We start from the raw sequence: 24,001 nt of genomic DNA on the forward strand, positions 1-24,001 counted from the left end.
AGCCGATACAGTGAAGCATACGCCGCTGGCCTGCTGTCCGTTTTGCGGAGAAACGCCATCGGAGATTGTCGATGCGACGAAAATCCTTGGCGTCTATCGGATCGTCCATCGGTGCAAGACCATCCCGCCGTTCTCGATCGAAGCGGCAACTCCCGAGAAGGTCGCCGCCGCATGGAATCGCCGCGCTCCCGATCCTGTCCGCGAGAAGCTGGTGGAGGCATTGGAGAAATCGCAGTCCGCTCTACTCATGCTGGTGGAGGATTCCGACCCTCCCTCCCTCCACTATCCCGCAGACGTGGACCCGAACGACTTCGCCAACGCCTTTGATGAGGCCACGAGCGCGATCCGATCTGCCCTTCTCCTAGCCAAGGGTGAGCAGTCATGACCTCCCTCGACCGCTTCATGTGGCAAGTGACGGACAGCCTCGCCTCCCTCCCCGTTTTCCCCACGCTGATCATGTGCGCCTGCCTTGGTGCGGCGCTGATCGTGGGCGCAGCAGAAGGTATGCCTCGATGAGCATTTCATTCCGCATCCGCCAGAATGGCCAGACGGTCGCAAAGGTTACAAGCCCGCTCACTATCGAGGCTGAAGCCGAAATAATGCACTACGCGCGACAGTACCGGGCCGACGGCGAAATCACCATCGAACACAACGCGGCCGGTCATTGGAAGCGCTTCGCGTACCTGTGCCAGTGGCCGCTGCCCGCCGGAGAGGCATCCGATGCTTGAAGCCCGCGCGACACAGACAAGCAGGTACGAGCGACGCACCGACAACATCTTCGGCAAGGTGGATAGCTTTCGCCTTGTCCACGAGTACCGCGTCCAGGTTCGCATTGGGAACCTCTACTTCACTTCGAACAAGACCTACGCGAACGCTGGGGCCGCTCATAGAGCCGCATTGCGCATGCAGGAGCGAGACCCGCGCCATCGCAACCGCGGCTGCTGATCTGGGCGACCGGCTTGCCGCCGCGCCCGAGAAGCCGACCGGGTTCCTCGAATACACGCTCCGCACGACGTTCCGCGACCTCGCCCGCATCTATGGGTTCGGCGGCGCGCGCCAGATCGTGGCGGAAATCATCAACGACGAAGCAGACAGGAGGCGCACATGAACGCCGAACCGCAGACCATTGAAGCAGAAGAAGTCGAGACGTTCGAGCACGTTTCCGAGCCAGCCGGACGCGTCGTGGCGCAGGCAGGGCAGTCCCTCGCCGCTCGCCAGCAGCAGGACAATCTGCCAGCCACCGCAACGCCGATGGCGATGATCGACCGAGCTTTGGCGATGGGTGCCGATCCTGGCACGCTCGAAAAGCTGTTGGCGCTGCAGGAGCGATGGGAGGCCAATCAGGGCCGGAAAGCTTTCGACGAGGCAATGGCCGCTGCCAAGGCGGAAATCCCGACGATCCGCAAGAACCGGACAGTCGATTTCACGTCGAGCAAGGGGCGGACGCACTATCGGCACGAAGACCTTGCCGAGATCGCCAGCACCATCAATCCGGTGCTCGGCAAGCACGGGCTTTCTTACCGCTACCGCGTCCAGTCGGAGGTCAACGCGCCAATCAGCGTGACGTGCATCGTCTCGCACCGTCTTGGGTATTCCGAGGAAACGACCCTGACCGGCCCTCGGGACGACAGCGGCAACAAGAACAGCCTCCAGCAGGTCGGGAGCACCCTGACCTATCTCCAGCGCATGACGCTCAAGGCCGCGCTCGGCCTGGCTGCGTCCGAGGATGACGATGCCAAAGCATCGGGCCAGTCCGGCGGACCGATCACCGAAGAACAGGCATCGAAGGTTCGGGCACTGATCGAGGAGACCGGTACGGATATCGCGAAGTTCTGCCAGTATCTCGGCATCGAGGCGATACCGGAGATCCCGGCGTCTGAGCTGCCTCGCGTCCTGACGATGCTCCAAAAGAAGCGGAGCGCCGCGTGATGACCGAGATTGTTCAGGGAACACCGGAATGGTTCGCGGCGCGCTGCGGATTGGTCACGGCCAGCAAGGTCGCTGACGTGGTGGCGCGCACCAAGAGCGGATGGGCTGCGTCTCGCGCCAACTATGAGGCCCAGCTCATTGCCGAGCGTCTGACGGGCGTCGTCGCGGAAGGGTTCAGCAATGGCGCAATGCAGTGGGGCACGGACACCGAGCCCCATGCTCGCGTGGCCTATGAGTTCTATCGCAATGTCGACGTGGTCGAGACAGAGTTCGTCGTGCATCCGCGCTTTGCCGAGAGCGGAGCATCGCCGGACGGCCTTGTCAACGAAGACGGCCTTGTCGAGATCAAGTGTCCAAACACCGCAACGCACATCGACACGCTACTCGGCGCGGCAGTGCCGGCGAAATACCTGACGCAGATGCAGTGGCAGATGGCATGCACCGGACGGGCGTGGTGCGATTTCGTCAGTTTTGATCCGAGGATGCCCGAAAGCATGCGCCTGTTCGTGGCCCGCGTTGCTCGCGATGCTGAGCGCATTGCCGAGCTTGAGGCAGAGGTCGAGACGTTCCTCTCCGAACTGCGCCAGAAGGTCGATCGGCTTCGCGTCGCCTATGATCTGGAGGTCGCATAGCCATGTCGCGCGCCGTCATCGTCATCAATGGGAACTATGATCGCGACCGGGCCTCGCAATGGGCAAGGGGCGCCCCGACGGGCTGCATAATAGAGTTCAAGCAGTCAAAGCGCACCCTCGACCAGAACGCGCGCCTGTGGGCCTGCCTGACGGAAATAGCCCGCAAGGTCGATTGGTACGGGCAGAAGCTTCCGGCTGACGACTGGAAGGACGTGTTCACCGCTGCCCTGCGCCGGACCCGCGTAGTGCCAGGCATCGACGCCGGCACGTTCGTCCCGCTCGGCATGCGCACCTCAGACATGACCAAGCAGGAGTTTTCCGACTTGCTCGAGCTGATCAACGCCTTTGCCGCCGAGCGCGGCATTACCTTTGACGACGCAGACGAGAATTCATCGGCCGCCCCCTCAGCCGATGAAGAAGGGAGCGGACAGGTGGCCCCATCGCCGTCCGCTCCCGATAGTTCCGCCCTACCGGGCGATGAGGGCGAGGCAGAGCAGGTGGAAGCCGGGGATGGTCCTACGGCAGGCTCTGCCTCGCCCGATCCTGTCAAATCCGAGCTTCAACGCGAGTGCATCGACAACATGATCCGCGCCGCCACCGATGCCGACAAGGCGAAGCGCGAAGAGCTCGTGTCCAAGGCCTACACGGCCTGGCTCAAAGAGCTTCCGGACGATGAGCCGTTCGTGAAACGCGTCTTCGAAACCTGCTGCCGGCTGGTGGAAGACCAGTCGCAGGCAGAGACGGCGCGCAAGTATCTCATGGCGAAGGTAGCGTGATGGCTGAAGCGTATCCACTTCACTGGCCTGCTGGCTGGCCGCGCACCGAGCAGCCCCAACAGTCGCGGTTCGATGTGTCGTTTACGGCGGCGCGCGATGGCCTGATGGAGCAAATCAGGCTCTTGAACGGTCGATACCCGGTCTTGTCGACCAACATCGAGCTTCGCCGTGATGGTCTGCCCTACTCCAACCAGCGAAGTCCTGAGGACACCGGCGTTGCTGTCTACTTCGAGCGGAAGGGCAAGCAGATGGTGTTCGCCTGCGACCGCTGGAAGACGGTCAAGGACAACATGCGTGCCATTCAGAAGACCATCGAGGCGATGCGCGGCATCGAACGGTGGGGCGCATCGGACATGCTCGAGCGTGCATTCTCCGCATTCGAGGCGCTGCCCGCGCCGGGCGCAACCGCGCGCCGGTCATGGCGTGAGGTTCTTGGCTTCCCGCCTTCGGCTCGCCCCGACCGCGAAGGGATCGAGGTTGCCTACCGCTCGGAAGCCAAGCGCGCCCATCCCGACGCCGGAGGCTCGACCGAAGCGTTCACCGAACTCCAGCAGGCGCGTGACGAAGCCTTGCGCGCAGTCGGGGGGTCATGATGGCGCGCCCCGTTGCAGAATGGATCGGCAAACACCACGGCGTGAACATCCCTCCCCGCGTACGCTTACGTGTCTTCGACCGGCATAGCGGCATCTGCCACCTGTGCAAGCTCCCGATCAAGAGCGGCGAAACTTGGCAGGCTGATCACGTCGTTGCCCTTATCAACGGCGGCGAGCATCGAGAGGCGAACCTGGCTCCGGCGCATTCTCACTGCCACGTCGGCAAGACAGCACGCGATCTTGCCGAGAAGTCGAAAGTTGCGCGCGTCCGCCAAAAGCACACAGGCGCAAAGCGCTCGAAGCAATCCATCCATTCGCGCGGGTTCGACCGCAAGGAACGCGATCAGAAGCCCTCCCTGCCGCCGCGCTCAATGTTCCAGCCCAAGGAGGCAGACGCATGAACAATAAAGCACTGGCAGCGGCGCTTATGGAGTTTGATAGCGGCTGCGACGTGGACGAAGCACAAGCCATCATCAACGCCTATCTCGACAAGGCTATTACCGACGATATGAAAAAGGTTGCGCGCCGGTTGCGCAGGTACTTAGCCGCCCATCTGGTTGTGGAAGCCGCCGACCTCATCGAAGCGCAGGCGGCGAAGATAGCGGAGCTTGAGCGCGAACAGCAACGCGCCGAGAAGGCCGAAGCCAGCGCAGCGGTGAAGGCGTTGGAACGCATCGCAGAGGCCAGCACGATCAGCCTTAATGTGGCAACGGCAACAGAGGCCATGAACGCCGTTCGGGCCATCGCTAAATCCGCCCTCACACAGCCAGCCGCACCGCAGGAAGCGGACGATTGGCACGACGATCCGAGCGCCGATGAAAGGTGGAATGCCGGGCTCGATTTCGGAATGAAACAGCTATGTGCTGCTGTTGGCGTCGATCCAGACGCGGTAATGTGGGACGCGGCAACCGAGACGCTGGATGGCGACGTGCAGTCGGTCATCTGGAATATCCTTCGGGCGCGCTTCGGGGAGGACTTCCCAGCCGCACCGCAGGAAGCCGAGGTGGTGGTGGGAAACGTTGCAGAGGCGATATTGCTCCGCGTCCGCAAGTTCATCGTTGCCGAACACAGACACGTCCACCTTCTTAGCGACCCCAAAACGGAGTTTGCGACAAGTCGGGATGAGACCGACCTACAGCACGCTCAGCTGACAGCGTTCTCCGTCGCGCAAGTCGATCGGGCGTTGCGCATTGTTCGCAAACGATACTCCCCTCCCGCACAGGCAGTAACGGAGGCGCAGGTAGAGGCGGCGACATCAGTGCTGCTTGGCCGCGTCAATGCGCCAGAGGCAGAAGTGTATGCGGCCGCACGCGCTGCCCTCGCAGCCGCGCAGGGAGGGAAGTGATGAAGCTGACGAGGCGTCATCTGACCGTGCTCGAGTTTCTGTCAGCAATAGAGGGTTGGTGTGCACCGGCGCGCCTACCGGATGGCAATCGCCGCCACGTCGGGGCCTCGGCCCATACGCTGACGGAACTGAAGCGGCTCGGGTTCATCGAGTATGGGAAGGAGCCGGCGCATAGCCTCTATGGCTATCGCATCACCGATGCCGGCCGCGCAGCGCTGGAATCTGACAACGGTAAGGGAGGGAAATGATGTCGAGGGTGGCTGACCAAGCGCCCTCTCGCGTCCGCACCAGCGAGAAAGCGATCCGCTCCGCCTTGAAGGCCATCCAGGACGCCGGGCTGCCTGTGGATAAGGTGTGCGTATCCGGTGGACTGATTGAAATCCACTGCCGGTCCGTTGCTGGCGATCGCCCAGAAAACAAGGATAGCGGCCTCGAAGAATGGTGAGGTTGCCAGTGAAGGTCGATTATCCCGGGCTCCTAGTGGAGCCCTTGCCGTCAGGAAACACGCGATACCGAGTTCGGCCTGAGGGCGAGCGGAAGAAGCGGATCCGCATTCACTGCGGCCCGGGCCATGATGATTTTCAGAGGCAGTATCTGGCAGCCAGGCGTGGAGAAAAGCCAGAACCGCTAAAGGTGGCGTCGGATTACGCTAAGCCTCGTTCGATCGCATGGCTCGTGAGCACCTATCTGGAGTACCTCGAAGCTCGCGTAAAAGCTGGAACAACGAGCCACAAGACGCTGAAGAAAAAGCGAAACCTGCTCAACCGGCTTCTCGCGCGGCCCGACAAGAAGATGCTGATCCCTCAGGAAAAGCTAATCCAAATGCAGGATGATATGGGAGCAACGCCGGCGCAGGCGGACGCTTTCATCGAAGCGGTTGCTGTGATGTACGACTGGGCGATCGAGCGCAAACACATCGGAACGAACCCCGCTCGCGGCATCAAGTCGGTGTACGAGAAAGGCGATGGCGCAACGCCGTGGAAGGCGGCCGACGTAAGAGCTTTCTACAAAATACATGCGGCCGGCACCAAGGCTCATGTTGCCATGTCGGTGCTTCTTTGGACCGGGTGCCGAATTGAGGATCTGACCATCCTCGGCAGGGCTCACGAATGCGTTCTAGACGGCATCGAGGCACTTCGGTGGCAGCCGCTCAAAAAAGGTTCCTCGGAAGTCACGATGCCCCTCCTCCCGCCCTTAAAAGCAGCAACCAGGGTGCCGAAGATTCAGGGCGCGACCTACGTGCTTGGCCGTGGTGGGAAACCGTTCTCAAGCGGTGACAGCATGTCGGCGATGTTCAAGCGGTGGTGCAAGGACGCCGGGCTTGGTCATCTGTCCGCGCATGGCGTCCGGAAAGGCCTTGCCGAGCTGCTCGCTGAGCTAGGCTGCAGCCAGTACGAGATCATGGCGATCCTTGGCCATTCGGAGGCCAAGACGAGCGAGGTTTACACGCGTCGGGTCGAGCGCTGGAAGCTTGCCAAGACTGCCGTCGAAAAGATCGATGTGTCCCACGCATGGGGTTGACGTGGGACACAATGCCCTTGAACGTCTTGAACCATAAAGATTTTTAGATGGGTGCTGGTGCGGTCGAGAAGACTCGAACTTCCACGGGTTGCCCCACAGCGACCTCAACGCTGCGCGTCTACCAATTCCGCCACGACCGCACGCCGCGCAGGTGCCGGTTTGGGCCGGCCCGGCGCATGTAGCAAATCGGGTTATGGGAGACAAGTGTGCTTTCGCGCTTTTCGAGGATAATTGCGTGAGTTTGTTCACACGCCGCACGCGCCCCGCGGAACTGGACGTTTCGCCGCGAAAGGGACATATGAAGGGAGCATTGCGGAACCGGTCAGATGCTCGAACGAAACCTCATCAACGTCTCCTTTCTTCCCACCCTTGGCGACAGCCCCGTCGAATGGCGGATAGAGCCGGGACTGCTCGACTATGAAGCGGCGGTCGCGGCGATGGAAAACCGCGCGGCGGCGATTCGCGACGACACGGCACCCGAACTCGTCTGGCTCGTCGAGCATCCGCCGCTCTATACCGGCGGGACCAGCGCGACCGCCGCCGACCTGATCGACGCGGAGCGCTTTCCGGTCTACCAGACCGGGCGCGGCGGCGAATACACCTATCACGGACCCGGCCAGCGCGTGGCCTATGTGATGCTCGACCTGAAACGGCGGCGCGAGGACGTGCGCGCCTTCGTGGCCGCGCTGGAGGAATGGATCATCCGCTCGCTCGCGCGCTTCAACGTGCGCGGCGAACGCCGCGAGGACCGCGTCGGCGTATGGGTCGCCCGCCCGGACCGCCCGCCCCTGCCCGACGGCTCGCCCGCCGAGGACAAGATCGCGGCGATCGGCATCCGGCTGCGCAAATGGGTGAGCTTCCACGGCATCGCCGTGAACGTCGAACCCGACCTCGGCCACTATGGCGGCATCGTGCCTTGCGGGATTTCCGGCCACGGCGTCACCAGCCTGGTCGACCTCGGCCTGCCGGTGACGATGGCCGACTACGACGTCGCGCTGAAGACGGCCTTCGAGGAGGTCTTCGGTGAGGTCGCTTCCGAGGAGGCGATTCGCGAACCGGCGAAGGACTGAGCGTCCGACGCTATCCTGAGAATTCGCAATTTCGAACCCGCGCGGACGCATTCTGCGCGGGCATGGTTTGTCTGCGATCCCCTTCTGTCGGGAACCTGCGACGCCGCAATCACATGGCGCCGATGAGCATTGCCATGGCGACGATGAAAGCACTCATGGACACGAGGGAAACGACATCCCGGATCAGATCGGTCAACATACCCATCTCCTGTTTGCGATGTGTTTTCCTTATGTTCCATTTTTGTTCACGCGTCAAGGCGATAGCTGACGCAAGGTAAGGCGTTTTCCGCCCTACGCGCCGCGGTGGTTAAGAAAGGATGAAGTCCCGCCGAGCGTCGCGACGCCGGAAGGAGCTAACCGCCTGGCATGGGAGGGACAGGTTCGCCCGAAGGGCTGGTCGACATGCCTCCGCAGGCATGCATGATGGAGAGTTCTCCGCCTGCCCGTTCGAGCGCCGCAGCGAAGCGGAGAACGGATCGGTCGACGCCCTAGACGTCGACGACCTTGCCCTCGGAAAGCGTTACCCGCCGGTCCATGCGGGCGGCCAGCTCGTGATTGTGCGTGGCGATCAGCGCCGTGAGACCTGACTGGCGCACCAGCGCCTCCAGCGCCTCGAAAACATAGGATGCGGTCGAGGGATCGAGATTGCCGGTCGGCTCGTCGGCGAGGAGAAGCAGCGGCGCGTTGGCGACCGCCCGCGCGATGGCGACCCGCTGCTGCTCGCCGCCGGAAAGCTCCGCCGGGCGATGATTGGCCCGCGGTCCGATCTTCATGTAGTCGAGCAGTTGAACGGCGCGTTCGCGCGCGGCCGTCTCGCTCAGGCCGCGAATGAGCTGTGGCAGGACGATGTTCTCCAGGGCGGAGAACTCCGGCAGCAGATGGTGGAACTGATAGACGAAACCGATGTCGTTGCGGCGGATCGCCGTGCGTTCGTCGTCGGAGAGCCGTCCGCAGGCGCGCCCGTCGAGGATGACGTCGCCGCTGTTCGGCCGCTCCAGAAGCCCGGCCGTATGCAGCAGCGTCGACTTGCCGGCGCCGGACGGCGCGACGAGCGCCACCATCTCGCCGCGCTTCAGCGTGAAATCGGCGCCGGAAAGGATCGTCAGCTTGCGCGGTCCCTCGTCGTAGTAACGTTCGACCGCCTTGAGTTCGAGAAGTGTGCCTGCCGCCATCATTCGTACCTGAGCGCCTCGACCGGATCGAGCTTCGCGGCGCGCCACGCCGGAAACAGCGTGGCGAGGAAGGACAGGAGCAACGCCATCAGAATGACGGAGAAGGTCTCCTGCCCGTCCATCTTGGCCGGCAACTGGCTGAGGAAATAGAGCTCGGGATTGAAGAGCGTCGTGCCTGACAGCCAGGAGAAGAATTGGCGGATCGATTCGACGTTCAGGCAGACGACGATGCCGAGGATGACGCCCGCCACCGTGCCCGTCACGCCGATCGCCGCGCCCGTCATCATGAATATCCGCATGACCGAGCCGCTGGTCGCCCCCATGGTGCGCAGGATGGCGATGTCGCGCCCCTTGTCCTTCACCAGCATGATCAGGCCCGAAATGATGTTCAGCGCCGCCACCAGCACGATCAAGGTGAGGATCATGAACATCACGTTGCGCTCGACCTGGAGGGCGGAGAAGAAGGTCTGGTTGCGCTGGCGCCAATCGGTGATGAAGACCTGCCGCTGCGCGGCGTCCTCGATCATGGGACGAAGCGCGTCGACATTGTCGGGATTGTCGACATAGACCTCGACCGACTGGACGGTGCCTTCGGAATTGAAGAAGAGCTGCGCCTCCTGCAGCGGCATGTAGATGATCGAGGCGTCGTATTCCGACATGCCGACCTCGAATATCGCCGTCACCGGATAGGCCTTGCGCCGCGGCGTGGTGCCGAACGGCGTGACGTCGCCTTCCGGCGCGGTAAGCATGATCGAATCACCGAGCGCCACGCCCACCGAATCCGCCATGCGCTTGCCGATGGCGATGCCCTCGCTGCCGTCGAAGCCCGTGAGCGCGCCCTGTCGGATATTGTCGGCGACGAGCTGGATCTTGGCGACGTCCTGCTCGCGAATGCCCCTGACGATCGCGCCGGTGCCGTTGCCGCCCGGTCCGGTGGCGAGCACCTGCCCTTCCACCAGCGGAATCGCATAGCGCACGCCCTGCACGCCCTCGATGCGGTGCGCCACCTCGGCGTAGTCGTCGAAGGAACGGTCGATGGGCGCCACGATCATGTGGCCGTTGACGCCGAGAATCCGGTTGAGCAGCTCGGCGCGGAACCCGTTCATCACCGCCATGACGATGATCAGCGTCGCCACGCCGAGCATGATGCCGATGAAGGAGATCCAGGAAATGACCGAGACCACCGTCTCCTTGCGCTTGGAACGCAGGTAACGCCAGGCGACCATCCTCTCGAAGGCGGAGAAGGGCCGCGCGCCGGCCGGGCTTTTCGCGGCGGCTCCGCTCACGCCTTTGCCCCTGACTGCGCCAGAAGCTCGGCGATCGGCTTGTTCTCGCGCTCGCCGGTGGCGCGGCGCTTGACCTCGACCTGGCCTTCGGCAATGCCGCGCGGGCCGACGATCACCTGCGTCGGGATGCCGATGAGGTCCGTGGTGGCGAACTTGGCGCCGGGGCGCTGGTCGGTGTCGTCGAGCAGCACCTCGTGGCCGGCGGCCTCATAGGCGGCCTCGAGCTCGGCGCAGACGCGGTCGCATTCGGGATCGCCGGCCTTCATGTTGATGATGGCGACGTCGAACGGCGCGACCGCCTCCGGCCAGATGATGCCGTTCTCGTCGTGGCTCGCCTCGATGATCGCCGCGACCAGGCGCGACGGCCCGATGCCGTAGGAGCCCATGGAGACGAAATGGTCCTTGCCGTCCGGACCGGTCACCTTGGCGTTCATCGGCTTCGAATATTTCGTGCCGAAATGGAAAATGTGGCCGACCTCGATGCCGCGCGCCGCCAGCCGGTCGCCTTCCGGAACGCTTTCCCAGACGGCCTCGTCATGCATCTCGTCGGTGGCCGCGTAGGGCGTCGTCCAATCCTTGACGATGCCGGCGATGCCGTGATCGTCGGAAAAGTCCGTGTCGGCGCCCGGCACCGGCAGTTCGAGGAATTCGCGATTGCAGTAGACCTGGCTTTCGCCGGTGTCGGCGAGGATGATGAACTCATGGCTGAGGTCGCCGCCGATCGGGCCGGTGTCTGCGCGCATCGGTATGGCCTTGAGCCCCAGGCGGGTGAAGGTGCGCAGATAGGACACGAACATCCGGTTGTAGGCGGCCTTGGCTCCTTCGAAATCGAGATCGAAGGAATAGGCGTCCTTCATCAGGAATTCGCGCGAGCGCATCACGCCGAAGCGCGGCCGCACCTCGTCGCGGAACTTCCACTGGATATGATAGAGATTGAGCGGCAGGTCCTTGTAGGACTTGACGTAGGACCGGAAGATGTCGGTCACCATCTCTTCGTTGGTCGGGCCGTAGAGCATGTCGCGCTCGTGCCGGTCGGTGATGCGCAGCATCTCCTTGCCGTAATCGTCATAGCGGCCGCTCTCGCGCCAGAGATCGGCGGACTGGATCGTCGGCATGAGGATTTCGAGCGCGCCGGCGCGATTCTGCTCCTCGCGGATGACCTTGCAGACCTTGTCGAGCACGCGCTTGCCCAATGGCAGCCAGGAGAAGCTGCCGGCGCCCTGCTGGCGCAGCATGCCGGCACGCAGCATGAGCCGGTGGGAGACGATTTCCGCCTCGCGCGGATTTTCCTTGAGGATGGGCAGGAAGTAACGCGACAAACGCATGAGAAATTCCGTTAGAAGAGGAAACGAGGGCGGAATCATCCGCAGCCCCGCCGCAGCCTGGATTGCTAGCGCTTCATAGCGATTTCAAGGCAGGATGAAAACCCGACACAACGTCTTGCCCCGACAACTATTCGCTTCTGTCGCATTCATGAGCAGGCGCTGATTGCTTATTGTGCAGCGCAGCACATCTAAGCGGCTCCCGACGCAATATTTTTGATGACACGGCTCTAAAGTTTGGTCTAATGTGCTCCACATAATCGAGAAGGCAGAGCAAATAATCTGCCTTCCTACGCGGTCAAAGTCTTGGGAGGATGCGATCTAGGCGCGATTACTACGCTGCCGCCGAAAAACGGAAAGCAGATCGGACGCGTTAAATTGCAAGGCCTCGTGCCTTGCATTTTTTTTGTGCAGTTGAAACAGGCTAGCCGGCAAAGCCGGGCACGCCGACGAGACAGTGATCTTTCGTGAGCGAAAGAAAAGGGCGGTCCGCCTCTTCCGCCAACTTCATCCGCGCGGGAAGTCTACCGGGCCCTGCGTGCTTTTTTCAGCAAATAGGGAAAAATGCGGGGCGAGTCGCGAGGCGACATAGGGCAATCCCTTGCGCCGCGCCGTCCAGCCGACGACCGAGAGAGCGCGGGCGGCCGGATCGAAACGCCGTGCCATCGCCCAACTGCGGCAGTCGATCGCGCAGATGTCAGCCCTGCCCTCCGCCACCGCCCTGATCGAGGCGCGATGCCCGCCGGTCTCGATGCGTGCGGCGAAGGTGCCGATGTCCTCGCCCAGCGTCTCCAGATCGCGTGTCAGCGCGATGATGCCGGACATCGAATCAGGGCTGTTGTAGGCGAGCCGCCGGCCGGCAAGGAGATCGAGCGGGAGGATAGCGTAGCCGTCGGCCGGCGGCCTCTCCTCCGCCGCCCCTTCCCTGCGCGTCAGGATCGCGCTCGAATAAGATTCGCCCTGCCCGCCATCGAAGGCCGAGTAGTCCGGCTGACCGAGAACGCGGACATGTCCGGAAAGCCCGGCCTCCAGCGGGCCCCAGCAGGCTTGGGCGAAAAGCAGCCCGGGATGACGCCACAGCGTCGGCAAATCGAGCTCGTCGGAAGGCAACGTCGCGGGATCCGGGGCGATGAGTGCGCCGCCGGCGTCACGGATGCCGCCCGGCACGGAAGGCATGTCGGCGTTGCGCCGCGTCAGCCGCTCGGGCGCAGCGATGCCCTGCCCGCGCAGCCGGTCGCGGATGGCCCGCCATTCGGCATCGACCTCCTCCCGCCTCTCGGGCCAGTCATACATGGGCAGCGCGGCAATGAACTCGCTCATGCCTTCTTATGCGCGGCTGATCGCGCGGGATGCAAGCACGGCTATTCCTTGGGCGGCTCGGCCGGCACCGGCGCGGTGCCGAGCCCGCTGACGTTGCGGGCGCGCAGCCGCGGACGGAAGACGCGGCCCACCTCGGGCATGCGGCGCAGGAAAGGATGCACCACCGGCTCCTTCGCGCGGAAGGCGTAATCCCGCAGCAGCGCGAAATAGTTCGGATAGGAATAGCCGTCGTTCATCCTCAGCCATTCGTCGCGCCGCTCGCGGAACAGCGCCGGCAGCCTGTACCAGGCAACCGTCGGCATCTTGTGGTGCACGAGGTGCAGATTGTTGTTGAGAAAGAGCAGCGCCAGCGGCGAGCGCTCGACGATGATCGTGCGCCCGTCGGGCCGCTCCGACCACTGATGCTCGGCGAAGGTGCGTACCGCGATCAGCGACTGCCCGACATAGACGGGAACGAGATAGGCCCAGAAAGGCATGTCGAAAGCGAGGACGACGACCGGTAGCACGAGGGCGAGGCCGGCGAGATGGTGGAGCCATGCGCGGCGCACCGCCTCGTCGCCCTGCGCCAGCAGCTTCGCCTCCGTGATGAAAAAGCCGATATTGGCGATCAGCGGTCCGATCACGAAGCGGCCGACCATGGTGTTGTTGACCTGCAGCAGAAGCTTCAGCCAGTCCGGCAGGTCGCGGTGTTTCCACAGGGCGCGATAATAGCTCTCGGGATCGTCGAACGGATCGGTCAGCCGCTCGTCGGCATGATGGCGAAGGTGCAGGGTCTTGAAGCGGCGGAACGGATAGACGAGCCCGATGGGCAGGCCGACGAGCAGCTCGTTGACGAGCGCGCTGCGCGTCGGGTGGCCGTGGGCAGCCTCGTGCATCAACGAGGATTGAAGTGCGACGACGAGGACCAGCAGGGCAATCGCGAGCCACGGGCTGAACGTCCAGAGGAAAAGGCCCGCCCCCGCCCAGGCGGCATAGCACGAGGCGATCAGGGCAACCGTAGGCCATTCGGTTCGCAGGACGCCCCTTGCCCGCTTATGGCTCTTTTGCGCCTTCTCGCGCCGGTATGCTCTTTCGTCGCCCATTCCTTACCCCGGAAAGACAGAATCCCCCGATCCTGTCATCACGTTGTCAGGAGGCATTGCAGCGCACAACGAGATAATGCGAACGAAGCGTTGAATTTGCAAACCAAACGCCGCAATTGTTGTGAAAAGTAATCAACTCGCGTATTTTCATGTCATGGACAAGCGCGATCTCTCGGAAATCTTCAAACGGAGGCTGGCGACGCTGATCGATCGATCGGGCACGAGCCAGTCGGCCTTCGCCACCGCCGTCGGCATCGACCGGTCGGCCCTTTCGCAGCTTCTCTCCGGCCAATCGACGCGGCTGCCCCGCGCCGAAACGCTGCTCAACATCGCCGCCGAGCACAAGGTCTCGCTCGACTGGCTGCTCGGGGTCAGCCAGGACGAGGGCCTGGGCAGCGAGATCCGCGAGAGCTTCGAGATCGAGGAGGGGCTGGAGGGCTTCGACCGAACCCTGCTCGCCAAATGGCACGCCGAGGCCGCCGGCACGAAGATACGCTACGTGCCGGCCGGCATTCCCGATCTGCTGCGCAGCGACGACCTGATCGAATACGAGGCCGGCATAACCCGGAAAAGCACCGAATCGCAGATGGGCGAGACCCAGTACCGGATCGACTACAACCGTCGGCCGGAGACCGACATGGAGGTCTGCATGCCGCGGCACGTGCTGGAAATCTTCGCCGGCGGGATGGGCGTGTGGTCGGGGCTGACGAGCGGGCAGCGCGAGGCGCAGCTCGCCCATATGGCGCAGCTTCTCGACGATCTCTATCCGAGCTTCCGTCTTTATCTCTATGACGGACGACTGCGCTATTCCGTGCCCTATACGATCTTCGGCCAGCTCAGGGCGGCGATCTACATGGGCGACATGTATCTGGTGCTGAACGCGACGGCCGCCGTGCGCAGCCTGACGCGCCATTTCGACAATCTCATCCGCGCCGCCGACGTGAACGCGCATGAAACCGCCGCTTTCGCGCGATCGCTCATGCGAGATTGATGCGATCCTCGATTGACCACATATAAAGACTTCCTTATATCATTATCTCATCAAAGAGAGACGGGATTTGACGCATGAACAATCCCATTGAAGCGCTGATCGTCGAAAAGGGCGTGCTCCTGGCCGACGGCGCCACCGGCACCAACCTCTTCGCCATGGGCCTTGAAGCCGGCGACGCGCCCGAATTGTGGAACGAGACCGCGCCGGAGAAGATCGAGGCGCTGCACCAGGGCTTCGTCGATGCCGGCGCCGACATCATCCTGACCAACTCCTTTGGCGGCACCAGGCATCGCCTGAAGCTGCACAAGGCCGAGAGCCGGGTGCACGAGTTGAACCGACGCGCCGCCGAGATCGCGCGCTCCGTCGCCGACAAGGCCGGCCGCAAGGTCATCGTGGCGGGCTCCGTCGGGCCGACCGGCGAGCTTTTCCAGCCCCTCGGCGCGATGAGTTATGACGAGGCCGTCGAGGCCTTCGCCGAACAGATCGAGGGGTTGAAGGCGGGCGGCGCCGAAGTGGCCTGGATCGAGACCATGTCGGCGCCCGACGAGATCCGCGCCGCCGCCGAGGCGGCGATAAGGGTCGGCCTTCCCTACACCTTCACCGGCTCCTTCGACACGGCCGGCCGCACCATGATGGGGCTGGCGCCGAGGGACATCCACGCCGTCGCGGACGGGCTCGCCGAGACCCCGCTGGCGGTGGGCGCCAATTGCGGCGTCGGTGCCTCCGACATTCTCGCCTCGCTGCTCGACATGAGCGCCGCGCGGCCCGAGGCGACGATCGTGGTCAAGGGCAATTGCGGCATTCCGGAATTCCGCGGTTCGGAAATCCACTATTCTGGCACGCCGGAGCTGATGGCCGAATATGTGCGTCTCGCCGTCGACGGCGGCGCGAAGATCGTCGGCGGCTGCTGCGGCACATCGTTCCGGCACCTGGCGGCGATGCGCGAGGCGCTGGATCGTCACGAGAAGGCGCAGCGCCCGACCGTCGAGGACATCGTCGGGCGCATCGGGCCCCTGCGCAACAAGCAGGCGAGCACGTCCGAAGGCGCGGAAGGCGGGCGGCGCGAACGCCGGCGGGCACGGGGCTAAGCCGCCGCCCGGGCTCCGGTTAAGTTTTTGGCCGGGGCAATCCGGCAAAACTTCTCTGGTGAAACGCCTGAACCTCCCTCGGATAACGATAGTCGCCGCCATGCGGACAGGCGTTGCGCGCCAGGCAGCCGCCCTCCCTGCATGATTCGCCCGCAGGTCCGCGCACATGCGCGATGCACGCCTCATAGGCGAAGGTGTCGCCTGAGAACGCACCGACCGGACAGGCATTCAGGCAAGGTTTCGAGGCACATAGGTCGCAAAGGTGAATCGGTTTCTCAACCGGCGGGAAGGTAAACGTCTCGTCTAAAAGCAGCGCGCCGCGATAGGCGTGCCAGAGACCGTATTCGGGATGGATGAGGATGCCGAGCGGCGAAGGCCGCAATCCTTCGGCGCGCATCGCCCATTGCTGGAACGGCAAATACGGCTGGTCGTTGGGCATGGCAGCGCGGGCGCCGAAACGTTTCCCGACCGCGCCGATCACCTCGCGCGACCAGGTGTCGAGCGGGTTGGCAAGATCGGCCGGACGAGCCTTCCGCCAGCGCTTGAAGTGAGGCCACGGGGCGGCGCCCGCCTGCCCGACGAGAAGCACGGATTTTGCGGGGGCGCCGGAAGGTCCGGCGGGAGAATCGTCGTCAGCGTCGAAGTTGAAGCCCCCACGGAGGGTTAGGCCATGGGTGGCAAGGGCTGTGGAGATATCGGCAAGACGGTCACTCATCACCGCATCTATTCCGCCGATTCCGGTCCTGATCTTCAGCATTCAGGCCGGAGACTTGCGGCCGATCGGAACGGTCCAGGAAGTGGCCGTCCAAAAGCACGAACATCACCCCTCGCCTGGCCCGCGAACTGTGCTGCGCCAGACTTCGTTGTGGATGATTTTGGCGACTTTAGCCCCGCCTGAATCGGGCTCCCTTCAAGTGAAGGCGTCGGGCATGGACTCCTTCTTCATCGCGACGAAGTCCTTCAGCCCGTCCTCTATGCCGGGGTCGAGATACGGCGCCTCGTAGCTTTCGAGCCAGCGCCGGGCAAGTTCGTTCGCCCGCTGCGGCGCGGTCTTCTGGCCCTCCGCCTGCCATTGCTCGTAGGAATTGTTGTCGGCGATCGTCGAGCGGTAGAAGGCGGTCTGGAAATTCGCCTGCGTGTGCGAGCAGCCGAGATAATGACTGCCGGGGCCGACCTCGCGGATCGCGTCCATCGCCTGCCCGTTCTCGGAAAGGTCAACGCCGGCGGCGAGCTTCTGCGCCATGCCGAGCTGGTCGATGTCCATCATGAACTTCTCGTAGCAGGAGGCGAGCCCGCCCTCGAGCCAGCCGGCCGAATGAAGCACGAAATTGGTGCCGGCGAGCAGGGTCGAATTGAGCGTGTTGGCGCTTTCATAGGCGGCCTGCGCGTCCGGCACCTTGGAGGCGCAGAGCGAACCGCCGGTGCGGAACGGCAGGCCGAGACGGCGGGCGAGCTGCGCGGCGCCGTAGGAAACCAGCGACGGCTCCGGCGTGCCGAAGGTCGGGGCGCCCGACTGCATGGAGATCGAGGAGGCGAAGGTGCCGAACAGCACCGGCGCGCCCGGTCGGATAAGCTGGGTGAAGGAAGCGCCCGCCAGCACCTCGGCCAGAACCTGCGTCAGCGTGCCGGCCACCGTCACCGGGCTCATCGCGCCGGCGAGGATGAAGGGCGTGACGATGCATGCCTGATTGTTGCGCGCGTAGACCTTCAGCGCGCCGAGCATGGTCTCGTCGAAGACCATCGGCGAATTGGCGTTGATCAGGTTGATGATGACGGTGTTTTCCTCGACGAACTTGTCGCCGAACAGGATCTTCGCCATCTCCACCGTGTCCTCGGCGCGCTCCGGCGCCGTGACCGAGCCCATGAAGGGCTTGTCGGAGAACTTCATGTGGGAGAACACCATGTCGAGATGGCGCTTGTTGACGGGCACGTCGACCGGCTCGCACACCGTGCCGCCGGAATGGTGAATCGACGGCGCCATATAGGCGAGCTTCACGAAATTGCGGAAATCCTCGATCGTCGCATAGCGCCGGTTGCCGTCGAGATCGCGCACGAAGGGCGGGCCGTAGACCGGCGCGAACACGGTGGCGTCGCCGCCGATCTGCACCGACCGCTCCGGATTGCGCGCGTGCTGCGTGAAGGCGGCGGGCGCCGTCTTCAGCAATTCGCGGCAGAGCCCCTTCGGAAAATGCACCCGCTCGCCCTTCACGTCGGCGCCTGCCTCCTTCCAGAGCCGGAGCGCTTCCGCATCGTCGCGAAACTCGATGCCGATCTCCTCCAGAACGGTGTCGGCGTTCTTCTCGATCAGCGCCAGGCCTTCCTCGTCGAGCACCTCGTAGACCTTGATGGCACGCCGGATATAGGGTTGCTGCACGCCCGGACCGCCGCCCGACCGCGCCGCGCGCCGCGCCGCCGCACCACCACGATCGCCGCGTCCACGCCGCCCCGCGCCCGCTTCCTGCTCGGCAGCCAGATTGTCTTCCATGACCATGCTTCCTTGAATCGTTCGTCGCCGCTTCGGCGTTCTCCCGCCAGATCGTAGCGATGCACCCTTGCCGAAACGGCCCGGCAGCGCCAGCCCATGTCGCAAAATCGACAAGAAACCATGCGGTTGTGCCAGTCGCTTTCCTTTTGTGCGACGTCGCAATTCGACTATGAAAACGGCTCTGCGGCGGAATATGAATCGGCAAGGAACAGCGGGCACTTCACGTGCCGTGAGACATGGCCTTCAGGAGCCCAGACATGTCCGACGACGAAATCATCCTTTCCGAACTCTCCGACGACGAGCTCGTGCAGCAGATGCACGACGACCTTTATGACGGGCTGAAGGAGGAGATCGAGGAAGGCACGAACATCCTGCTCGAACGCGGCTGGCTGCCCTACAGCGTGCTGACCGAGGCGCTGGTCGAGGGCATGCGCATCGTCGGCGAGGATTTTCGCGACGGCATCCTGTTCGTGCCGGAAGTTCTGTTGTCGGCAAACGCGATGAAGGCCGGCATGGCGATCCTGCGTCCGTTGCTCGCTGCCACCGGCGCGCCGAAGCAGGGCAAGATGATCATCGGCACCGTCAAGGGCGACATCCACGACATCGGCAAGAACCTCGTCGGCATGATGATGGAAGGCGCCGGCTTCGACGTCATCGACCTCGGCATCAACAACCCGGTCGAGAACTATCTCAATGCCATCGAGGAGCATCAGCCCGACATCGTCGGCATGTCGGCGCTGCTGACCACGACCATGCCCTACATGAAGGTCGTGATCGACACGATGAAGGAAAAGGGCATTCGCGACGACTATGTCGTGCTCGTCGGCGGCGCGCCGCTGAACGAGGAGTTCGGCAAGGCCGTGGGAGCTGATGCCTATTGCCGCGATGCGGCGGTTGCGGTGGAGACGGCGAAGGATTTCATGAAGCGCAAGCACAACGTCCGCGCCTCGGCCTGAGACGCGGACGCCGGATCGGTGACTTAGTAGCGCGCGGCGCGATCGATGTTTTGTCCGGCCTGCTGCGTCGCAGTGACCGCGCCGGCGGTATCCTGTCCCATGCCACGGATGGTGTTGGCGCATCCAGCCGCAAATCCTGCAACCACCAGGACGACTGCAATGCGGGAAATGAATGAGGCGGTCATGTTTTCTCTCCGGATCATCTGTGCGCTCGATCGCGCGGAAGTAAGGTAACGGACATGCAACGCACGGAGCCGGAAAAGGTTCTCGTGATCGCATGCGGAATGATCGCCCGCGAGGTGATCGCGGTTAAGGAACGGTTGCGCCTCGACCATCTGGATCTCACCTGCCTGCCGGCCGAGTTCCACTACTATCCGGACCGTATAGCGCCAGCGATGGAAGCCGCGATCGCCAAGGCCAGGGCGGACGGATACCGGCGCATATTCGTCGGCTACGCGGATTGCGGCACTGGCGGAATGCTGGACAGGGTGTGCGAGGCGCAGGATGTCGAACGCATCGACGGACCGCACTGCTTCGCCTTCTATCAGGGCATTGCCACCTTCGACGCGGTCGCGGACGACGACATGACGTCGTTCTACATGACGGATTTCCTGTGCCGCCAGTTCGACGCCTTCTTCATGAAGCCGCTCGGCCTCGACCGTCATCCCGAACTGATCGAGGATTTTTTCGGCAATTACGAAAAGCTGGTCTACCTGGCCCAGACGGACGATCCCGAACTGGAAAAGGTGGCGCGGCGGGCGGCAAGGATGCTCGGCCTCGCCTATGAGAAGCGCCTCACCGGTTACGGCGATCTGCCGGCCGCGCTCGCGAAGGCGGCCGCCTCCTGATCCCGCATCTTGAAACTGTCCCATTCCCGGGTTTGAAATGGCGGCGCCGCAACAGGAGACCCGCCCGCATGTCCTTTCGCCTTGCCGCCACCTCGCTGACGCTTCTGGCCGCCCTCTCCTCTCCCGCCGGCGCCACCGGCGAGATCGAGAGCCTGATCACACCCGCCGACCGCGCGCGGCTGGAGGCCTACGACCAGACGCGCGAGGGAGCGCTCGCCGAGGCCAAGGAGAAGGGAAAACCCGAGGACGTGACGACCCTGGACGAGGTTCTGGTCAGGGAGGCGATCTCCTTCGAGGATTTCGACATGACCGGAAACTGGCAATGCCGCACGATCAAGGCCGGCGGCGAGGCGGCACTCGTCGTCTATGGCTGGTTCCGCTGCCAGGTGACGGATGACGGCTCCGGCTGGCACCTGCAGAAACTCACCGGCTCGCAGCGCACCAATGGCCGTTTCTTCACCGATTCAGACACCCGCCTGACCTATCTCGGCACTTTTTCGGTGAACAACGAGCAGGCCCTTCCCTATGGCACGAGCCAGGACAGCGACCAGGCGGGCTACGCATTCCGGACCGGAAAGAATGCGTGGCGAATCGAGTTTCCCGCTCCGCGCTACGAATCGAAGTTCGACATATTGGAGTTCCGGCGCTGAGCGTCCGAATGCCGTGGAAAGAACCTTTCAACCTTGCGACGGGGGTGCTTACGCACTAAGTGCGGGGCTCAGTCAGTACCGGCGTAATTGCCAGCAGGCACCGCGAGAATGAATTTCGACACCACCGAGATGGAAAAAATGCCACCGGCGGACCAGAGGTTCGACTGCAATGCCTCCTGCCGCCTGTCGCAGATATTCACCGACCTGGCCGGCAGGACCGATGCTTCCATCTCCATCCGGCAGATACGCGACGCCATCGGCGACCGCAGCTTCGCCGCGCTGCTCGTCCTGTTCGCGGCGCTCAATTTGCTGCCGCTTCCTCCCGGCTCGACGCTTCTGTTCGGCATCCCGCTGATCCTGATCTCGGCACAGATGGTGCTGGGCCACGACACCGCCTGGCTGCCGCGCCGCTTTCTCGACAAATCCATAGCCATCGACCGGTTCAGGATATCGATCGCCAAGATCGTTCCGCGGCTCGAATGGCTCGAACGCATGGTGCGGCCTCGCTACTGGCCGTTCCGCGGCGGGCAGGCGGACCGGATCGTCGGCATCCTGAGCCTGATCCTCGCGATCGTCGTCACCTTGCCGATACCGCTCGGAAACTGGCTGCCCGCCTTCGCGACCGGCATCTTCGGCCTCGCCCTTTCCGAGCGCGACGGCGTGTTTCTCGGCATCGGCGTGGCGGTCACCGTGCTCGCCTTCGCCGTCATCGGCCTGGTGTTCGGAACCGCCGGCGTGGTCGCCAACGCCGCTTTCGGCCTGCATTTCTGATCTCTTTCGCCCGCGCCGAACCCCGGACCTGACGCAGCCCGGCGCGACGTCGCTTTTGAATGCGCGCGCGTCGTCTCACAACAAGCAGGTGGTTTGCGCTTTCGGCAATGCTCCCTCATTGGCACGTGCGGAGCGGATATGGCCGATCTCATCATAGTCTACTGGCGCGACATCCCCGCCCAGGTGATCGTCAGGAAGGGCAGGCAGAACGCCAAGCGCGAGCTGCCGCTGCGCTTCACCGAGGCGATCGACATGTGCGCCATGCGCACCGGCGCGGGCGACACCGACGCCTATCTCGCCGAGTGGCGCAAGGCCGAACCGGTGCCGGTCGGCGACGACCTGGAGGCGGAAGCCGACAAGGCCGCCGCCGAGATCGACGAGCGATATGATCGCGACCGGCTCGTCGCGTTGGTCAAGGCTGGCGGGAAGGACAATGTCTGAGCGGCACCCGACGGTCACCCAGGCGACGCGGGTCAGGCAGGCGGCGCCGAAATCCGACTACAAGCCCGCCGACGTCTCGCCGCAGCGCCGCGTGCAGCGCTCCTATGCCGTGCGCCTCTGGTCGGTGCGCCACTCGCGCTTTCTCGAATGGTTCTACGAGCGCTTCGCCTCCGTCTTCCTGATGCTGCACCCGCTCTGGAAGGCGATCGGATATTCGCGCGTCGAGACGCCGGTGAAATTCGTCGAGAAGCGGGTGAAGGGCTTGATGTTCGACTGCCGCATGTGCGGCCAGTGCATCCTTTCCTCCACCGGCATGTCGTGCCCGATGAACTGTCCCAAGCAATTGCGCAACGGCCCCTGCGGCGGCGTGCGCGCCAATGGCAATTGCGAGGTCGAGCCGGATATGCCCTGCGTGTGGGTGAAGGCCTGGGAAGGCTCGCGGAACATGGTGCATGGCGACGCCATCCTCAACGTGCAGAACCCCGTCGACCAGTCGCTGCGCGAAACCTCGGCCTGGCTGCGTGTGACGGCGCGCGCGGCGGCGGAGCGGGAGAACGCGAAGTCGAGTGAGGCGGCATGATCGAGCCCCGCCCTCCCCAGACCGACGAGAACCCGGCCGGCATCCACCTGCCGCTCGATCCTTTGCCGGGCCATTCCTCGCGCGGCCGGCTGGAGCGCGTGCTGCGACGCGGCGAGTTCGCCGTGACGGCGGAACTCAACCCGCCCGACAGCGCCGATCCGGAGGATGTCTACGAGCGCGCCAGGGTGTTCGACGGCTGGGTGGACGCCATCAACGCGGTGGATGCATCCGGCGCCAACTGCCACATGTCGTCGGTGGGCATCTGTGCGCTGCTGACGCGCATGGGCTACGCGCCGGTCTACCAGATCTCGTGCCGCGACCGTAACCGCATCGCCATACAGGGCGACGTGCTGGGCGCGGCCGCGATGGGCGTCGCCAACATATTGTGCCTGACCGGCGACGGCGTGCAGGCGGGCGACCAGCCCGGCGCGAAGCCCGTCTTCGACCTCGACTGCATGTCGCTGCTGGAGGCCGTGCGGACCATGCGCGACGAGCGGAAATTCCTCTCCGGCCGCAAGCTGACGACCCCGCCCTCGGTCTTCCTCGGGGCGGCTATCAATCCCTTCGCGCCGCCCTACGATTTCCGCCCGCTGCGGCTGGCCAAGAAGATCGCCGCCGGCGCGCAGTTCGTCCAAAGCCAGTATTGCTTCGACGTGCCGATGTTCCGCGACTACATGAAGCGCGTGCGCGATCTCGGCCTCACCGAGAAATGCTTCGTACTGTGCGGCGTCGGCCCCCTCGCCTCCGCCAAGACGGCGCGCTGGATACGCTCCAACGTGCCCGGCATCCATATTCCCGACCCCGTCATCGCCCGGCTCGAGGGCGCGGCCGACCAGAAGGCGGAAGGCAAGCGGCTCTGCATCGACATCATCAACGAGGTGAAGGAGATCGAGGGCGTTTCCGGCATCCATGTCATGGCCTACCGGCAGGAGGAATATGTCGCCGAGATCGTCCATGAATCCGGCGTGCTGAAGGGCCGCAAGCCCTGGAAGCGCGAAGCCCGCGCCGACGACGCGATGGTGGCCGAAAGGCTCGGCCACATCCTTCACGACGACACCACCGAACGGCCGCAGGAAATCGTCAAGGCGGCGGCGCATTGAAACCATTCCCGCGATTCAGGGCGGCAAACGAGAACCTCCACGG

General features: G+C 63.8%; 30 protein-coding genes and 1 tRNA gene. 22 read left to right on the plus strand and 9 right to left on the minus strand.

The features are described 5' to 3' along the window. Nucleotides 1–10 precede the first annotated feature (10 nt). The 12 genes from XW59_RS06590 (at nt 11) to XW59_RS06640 (ending at nt 6,796) form a co-directional block, all read left to right on the plus strand. Complete coding sequence (locus tag XW59_RS06590) at nt 11–385, plus strand: hypothetical protein (RefSeq protein ID WP_136068018.1); 375 nt, start codon at nt 11–13, stop codon at nt 383–385. After that, nucleotides 382–516 (plus strand): hypothetical protein, encoded by a 135-nt coding sequence (locus tag XW59_RS29780; protein ID WP_281406221.1) that lies wholly within the window; start codon nt 382–384, stop codon nt 514–516. The genes XW59_RS06590 and XW59_RS29780 overlap by 4 nt, the downstream gene beginning before the upstream one ends. Beyond that, on the plus strand, nt 513–728 hold the full coding sequence (locus XW59_RS06595) for a hypothetical protein (RefSeq protein ID WP_047144267.1): 216 nt from the start codon (nt 513–515) through the stop codon (nt 726–728). The genes XW59_RS29780 and XW59_RS06595 overlap by 4 nt, the downstream gene beginning before the upstream one ends. Nucleotides 729–802: 74 nt before the next feature. Beyond that, nucleotides 803–1,108 (plus strand): hypothetical protein, encoded by a 306-nt coding sequence (locus tag XW59_RS06600; protein ID WP_136068016.1) that lies wholly within the window; start codon nt 803–805, stop codon nt 1,106–1,108. Further along, a complete protein-coding gene (locus tag XW59_RS06605) occupies nt 1,105–1,929 on the plus strand; it encodes an ERF family protein (protein WP_052958022.1) in 825 nt (274 codons plus the stop codon). Before XW59_RS06600 ends, XW59_RS06605 begins: the two co-directional genes overlap by 4 nt. Next, on the plus strand, nt 1,929–2,561 hold the full coding sequence (locus XW59_RS06610) for a lambda exonuclease family protein (protein WP_047144265.1): 633 nt from the start codon (nt 1,929–1,931) through the stop codon (nt 2,559–2,561). The genes XW59_RS06605 and XW59_RS06610 overlap by 1 nt, the downstream gene beginning before the upstream one ends. Before the next feature lie 2 nt (nt 2,562–2,563). Then, complete coding sequence (locus XW59_RS06615; RefSeq protein WP_082137454.1) at nt 2,564–3,337, plus strand: recombination protein NinB; 774 nt, start codon at nt 2,564–2,566, stop codon at nt 3,335–3,337. Next, entirely contained in the window at nt 3,337–3,930 is a 594-nt protein-coding gene (locus XW59_RS06620) for a J domain-containing protein (protein ID WP_047144264.1), read from the plus strand. Before XW59_RS06615 ends, XW59_RS06620 begins: the two co-directional genes overlap by 1 nt. Further along, nucleotides 3,930–4,331 carry an HNH endonuclease gene (locus XW59_RS06625; protein ID WP_047144539.1) on the plus strand — a complete coding sequence of 134 codons (402 nt, stop codon included), beginning with the start codon at nt 3,930–3,932 and terminating at the stop codon, nt 4,329–4,331. Before XW59_RS06620 ends, XW59_RS06625 begins: the two co-directional genes overlap by 1 nt. Further along, nucleotides 4,328–5,275, plus strand: a complete 948-nt coding sequence (locus XW59_RS06630; protein ID WP_047144263.1) for a hypothetical protein — start codon at nt 4,328–4,330, stop codon at nt 5,273–5,275. Before XW59_RS06625 ends, XW59_RS06630 begins: the two co-directional genes overlap by 4 nt. Then, nucleotides 5,275–5,523 carry a hypothetical protein gene (locus XW59_RS06635; RefSeq protein WP_047144262.1) on the plus strand — a complete coding sequence of 83 codons (249 nt, stop codon included), beginning with the start codon at nt 5,275–5,277 and terminating at the stop codon, nt 5,521–5,523. Before XW59_RS06630 ends, XW59_RS06635 begins: the two co-directional genes overlap by 1 nt. A gap of 427 nt (nt 5,524–5,950) precedes the next feature. Beyond that, the gene (locus tag XW59_RS06640; RefSeq protein WP_246666019.1) at nt 5,951–6,796 is read left to right on the plus strand and encodes a tyrosine-type recombinase/integrase; all 846 of its coding nucleotides are present in this window, start codon (nt 5,951–5,953) and stop codon (nt 6,794–6,796) included. Nucleotides 6,797–6,851: 55 nt separating this feature from the next. On the opposite strand, the gene XW59_RS06645 is transcribed toward XW59_RS06640, so the two are convergent. After that, a tRNA-Leu gene (locus XW59_RS06645) sits at nt 6,852–6,936 on the minus strand. Between the two features lie 186 nt (nt 6,937–7,122). Here XW59_RS06645 and lipB point away from each other — a divergent pair. Then, nucleotides 7,123–7,866: a lipoyl(octanoyl) transferase LipB gene (gene lipB / locus XW59_RS06650; protein ID WP_047144259.1), complete on the plus strand. Its 744-nt coding sequence runs from the start codon at nt 7,123–7,125 to the stop codon at nt 7,864–7,866. A gap of 488 nt (nt 7,867–8,354) precedes the next feature. Here lipB and XW59_RS06655 read toward each other — a convergent pair whose 3' ends face one another. The 5 genes from XW59_RS06655 to XW59_RS06675 form a co-directional block, all read right to left on the minus strand. Further along, entirely contained in the window at nt 8,355–9,038 is a 684-nt protein-coding gene (locus XW59_RS06655) for an ABC transporter ATP-binding protein (RefSeq protein WP_047144538.1), read from the minus strand. Continuing rightward, the gene (locus XW59_RS06660; protein WP_082137489.1) at nt 9,038–10,264 is read right to left on the minus strand and encodes a lipoprotein-releasing ABC transporter permease subunit; all 1,227 of its coding nucleotides are present in this window, start codon (nt 10,262–10,264) and stop codon (nt 9,038–9,040) included. Before XW59_RS06660 ends, XW59_RS06655 begins: the two co-directional genes overlap by 1 nt. Nucleotides 10,265–10,320: 56 nt before the next feature. Next, nucleotides 10,321–11,649 carry a proline--tRNA ligase gene (gene proS, locus XW59_RS06665; RefSeq protein ID WP_047144257.1) on the minus strand — a complete coding sequence of 443 codons (1,329 nt, stop codon included), beginning with the start codon at nt 11,647–11,649 and terminating at the stop codon, nt 10,321–10,323. Nucleotides 11,650–12,153: 504 nt separating this feature from the next. Then, on the minus strand, nt 12,154–12,966 hold the full coding sequence (locus XW59_RS06670) for a PhnD/SsuA/transferrin family substrate-binding protein (RefSeq protein ID WP_047144256.1): 813 nt from the start codon (nt 12,964–12,966) through the stop codon (nt 12,154–12,156). Between the two features lie 41 nt (nt 12,967–13,007). Beyond that, nucleotides 13,008–14,048, minus strand: coding sequence for a fatty acid desaturase (locus tag XW59_RS06675; protein ID WP_082137453.1), 1,041 nt, complete (start codon nt 14,046–14,048; stop codon nt 13,008–13,010). Nucleotides 14,049–14,202: 154 nt separating this feature from the next. Here XW59_RS06675 and XW59_RS06680 point away from each other — a divergent pair, with 154 nt between their 5' ends. Together XW59_RS06680 and bmt are read left to right on the plus strand one after the other, a co-directional pair. After that, nucleotides 14,203–15,039 (plus strand): helix-turn-helix transcriptional regulator, encoded by an 837-nt coding sequence (locus XW59_RS06680; RefSeq protein ID WP_047144255.1) that lies wholly within the window; start codon nt 14,203–14,205, stop codon nt 15,037–15,039. Between the two features lie 74 nt (nt 15,040–15,113). Continuing rightward, a complete protein-coding gene (bmt, locus tag XW59_RS06685) occupies nt 15,114–16,127 on the plus strand; it encodes a betaine--homocysteine S-methyltransferase (RefSeq protein WP_047144254.1) in 1,014 nt (337 codons plus the stop codon). Nucleotides 16,128–16,146: 19 nt separating this feature from the next. On the opposite strand, the gene XW59_RS06690 is transcribed toward bmt, so the two are convergent. Together XW59_RS06690 and XW59_RS06695 are read right to left on the minus strand one after the other, a co-directional pair. Beyond that, nucleotides 16,147–16,842 carry a hypothetical protein gene (locus tag XW59_RS06690; protein WP_047144536.1) on the minus strand — a complete coding sequence of 232 codons (696 nt, stop codon included), beginning with the start codon at nt 16,840–16,842 and terminating at the stop codon, nt 16,147–16,149. A gap of 195 nt (nt 16,843–17,037) precedes the next feature. Beyond that, the gene (locus tag XW59_RS06695) at nt 17,038–18,612 is read right to left on the minus strand and encodes a trimethylamine methyltransferase family protein (RefSeq protein WP_047144535.1); all 1,575 of its coding nucleotides are present in this window, start codon (nt 18,610–18,612) and stop codon (nt 17,038–17,040) included. A gap of 257 nt (nt 18,613–18,869) precedes the next feature. Here XW59_RS06695 and XW59_RS06700 point away from each other — a divergent pair, with 257 nt between their 5' ends. Beyond that, the gene (locus XW59_RS06700) at nt 18,870–19,568 is read left to right on the plus strand and encodes a B12-binding domain-containing protein (RefSeq protein WP_047144253.1); all 699 of its coding nucleotides are present in this window, start codon (nt 18,870–18,872) and stop codon (nt 19,566–19,568) included. 23 nt (nt 19,569–19,591) lie between these two features. Here the strand turns inward: XW59_RS06700 and XW59_RS06705 are convergent, their stop codons facing one another. Beyond that, complete coding sequence (locus XW59_RS06705; protein WP_047144534.1) at nt 19,592–19,753, minus strand: entericidin; 162 nt, start codon at nt 19,751–19,753, stop codon at nt 19,592–19,594. 54 nt (nt 19,754–19,807) lie between these two features. Between XW59_RS06705 and XW59_RS06710 the strand changes: the two genes are divergently transcribed. The 6 genes from XW59_RS06710 (at nt 19,808) to XW59_RS06735 (ending at nt 23,958) form a co-directional block, all read left to right on the plus strand. Next, nucleotides 19,808–20,416 carry a DUF1638 domain-containing protein gene (locus XW59_RS06710; RefSeq protein ID WP_047144252.1) on the plus strand — a complete coding sequence of 203 codons (609 nt, stop codon included), beginning with the start codon at nt 19,808–19,810 and terminating at the stop codon, nt 20,414–20,416. 68 nt (nt 20,417–20,484) lie between these two features. Beyond that, nucleotides 20,485–21,066 carry a DUF4893 domain-containing protein gene (locus tag XW59_RS06715; RefSeq protein WP_047144251.1) on the plus strand — a complete coding sequence of 194 codons (582 nt, stop codon included), beginning with the start codon at nt 20,485–20,487 and terminating at the stop codon, nt 21,064–21,066. Nucleotides 21,067–21,174: 108 nt separating this feature from the next. Next, nucleotides 21,175–21,837, plus strand: a complete 663-nt coding sequence (locus XW59_RS06720) for an exopolysaccharide biosynthesis protein (RefSeq protein ID WP_052958021.1) — start codon at nt 21,175–21,177, stop codon at nt 21,835–21,837. Nucleotides 21,838–21,975: 138 nt separating this feature from the next. Further along, the gene (locus XW59_RS06725; protein WP_047144250.1) at nt 21,976–22,278 is read left to right on the plus strand and encodes a virulence factor; all 303 of its coding nucleotides are present in this window, start codon (nt 21,976–21,978) and stop codon (nt 22,276–22,278) included. Continuing rightward, nucleotides 22,271–22,858, plus strand: a complete 588-nt coding sequence (locus XW59_RS06730; protein ID WP_047144249.1) for a methylenetetrahydrofolate reductase C-terminal domain-containing protein — start codon at nt 22,271–22,273, stop codon at nt 22,856–22,858. The genes XW59_RS06725 and XW59_RS06730 overlap by 8 nt, the downstream gene beginning before the upstream one ends. After that, a complete protein-coding gene (locus XW59_RS06735) occupies nt 22,855–23,958 on the plus strand; it encodes a methylenetetrahydrofolate reductase (protein WP_047144248.1) in 1,104 nt (367 codons plus the stop codon). Before XW59_RS06730 ends, XW59_RS06735 begins: the two co-directional genes overlap by 4 nt. The last annotated feature ends 43 nt before the right edge of the window (nt 23,959–24,001 follow it).

Source organism: Aquamicrobium sp. LC103 (assembly GCF_001014615.2).
Taxonomy (GTDB): domain Bacteria; phylum Pseudomonadota; class Alphaproteobacteria; order Rhizobiales; family Rhizobiaceae; genus LBCQ02.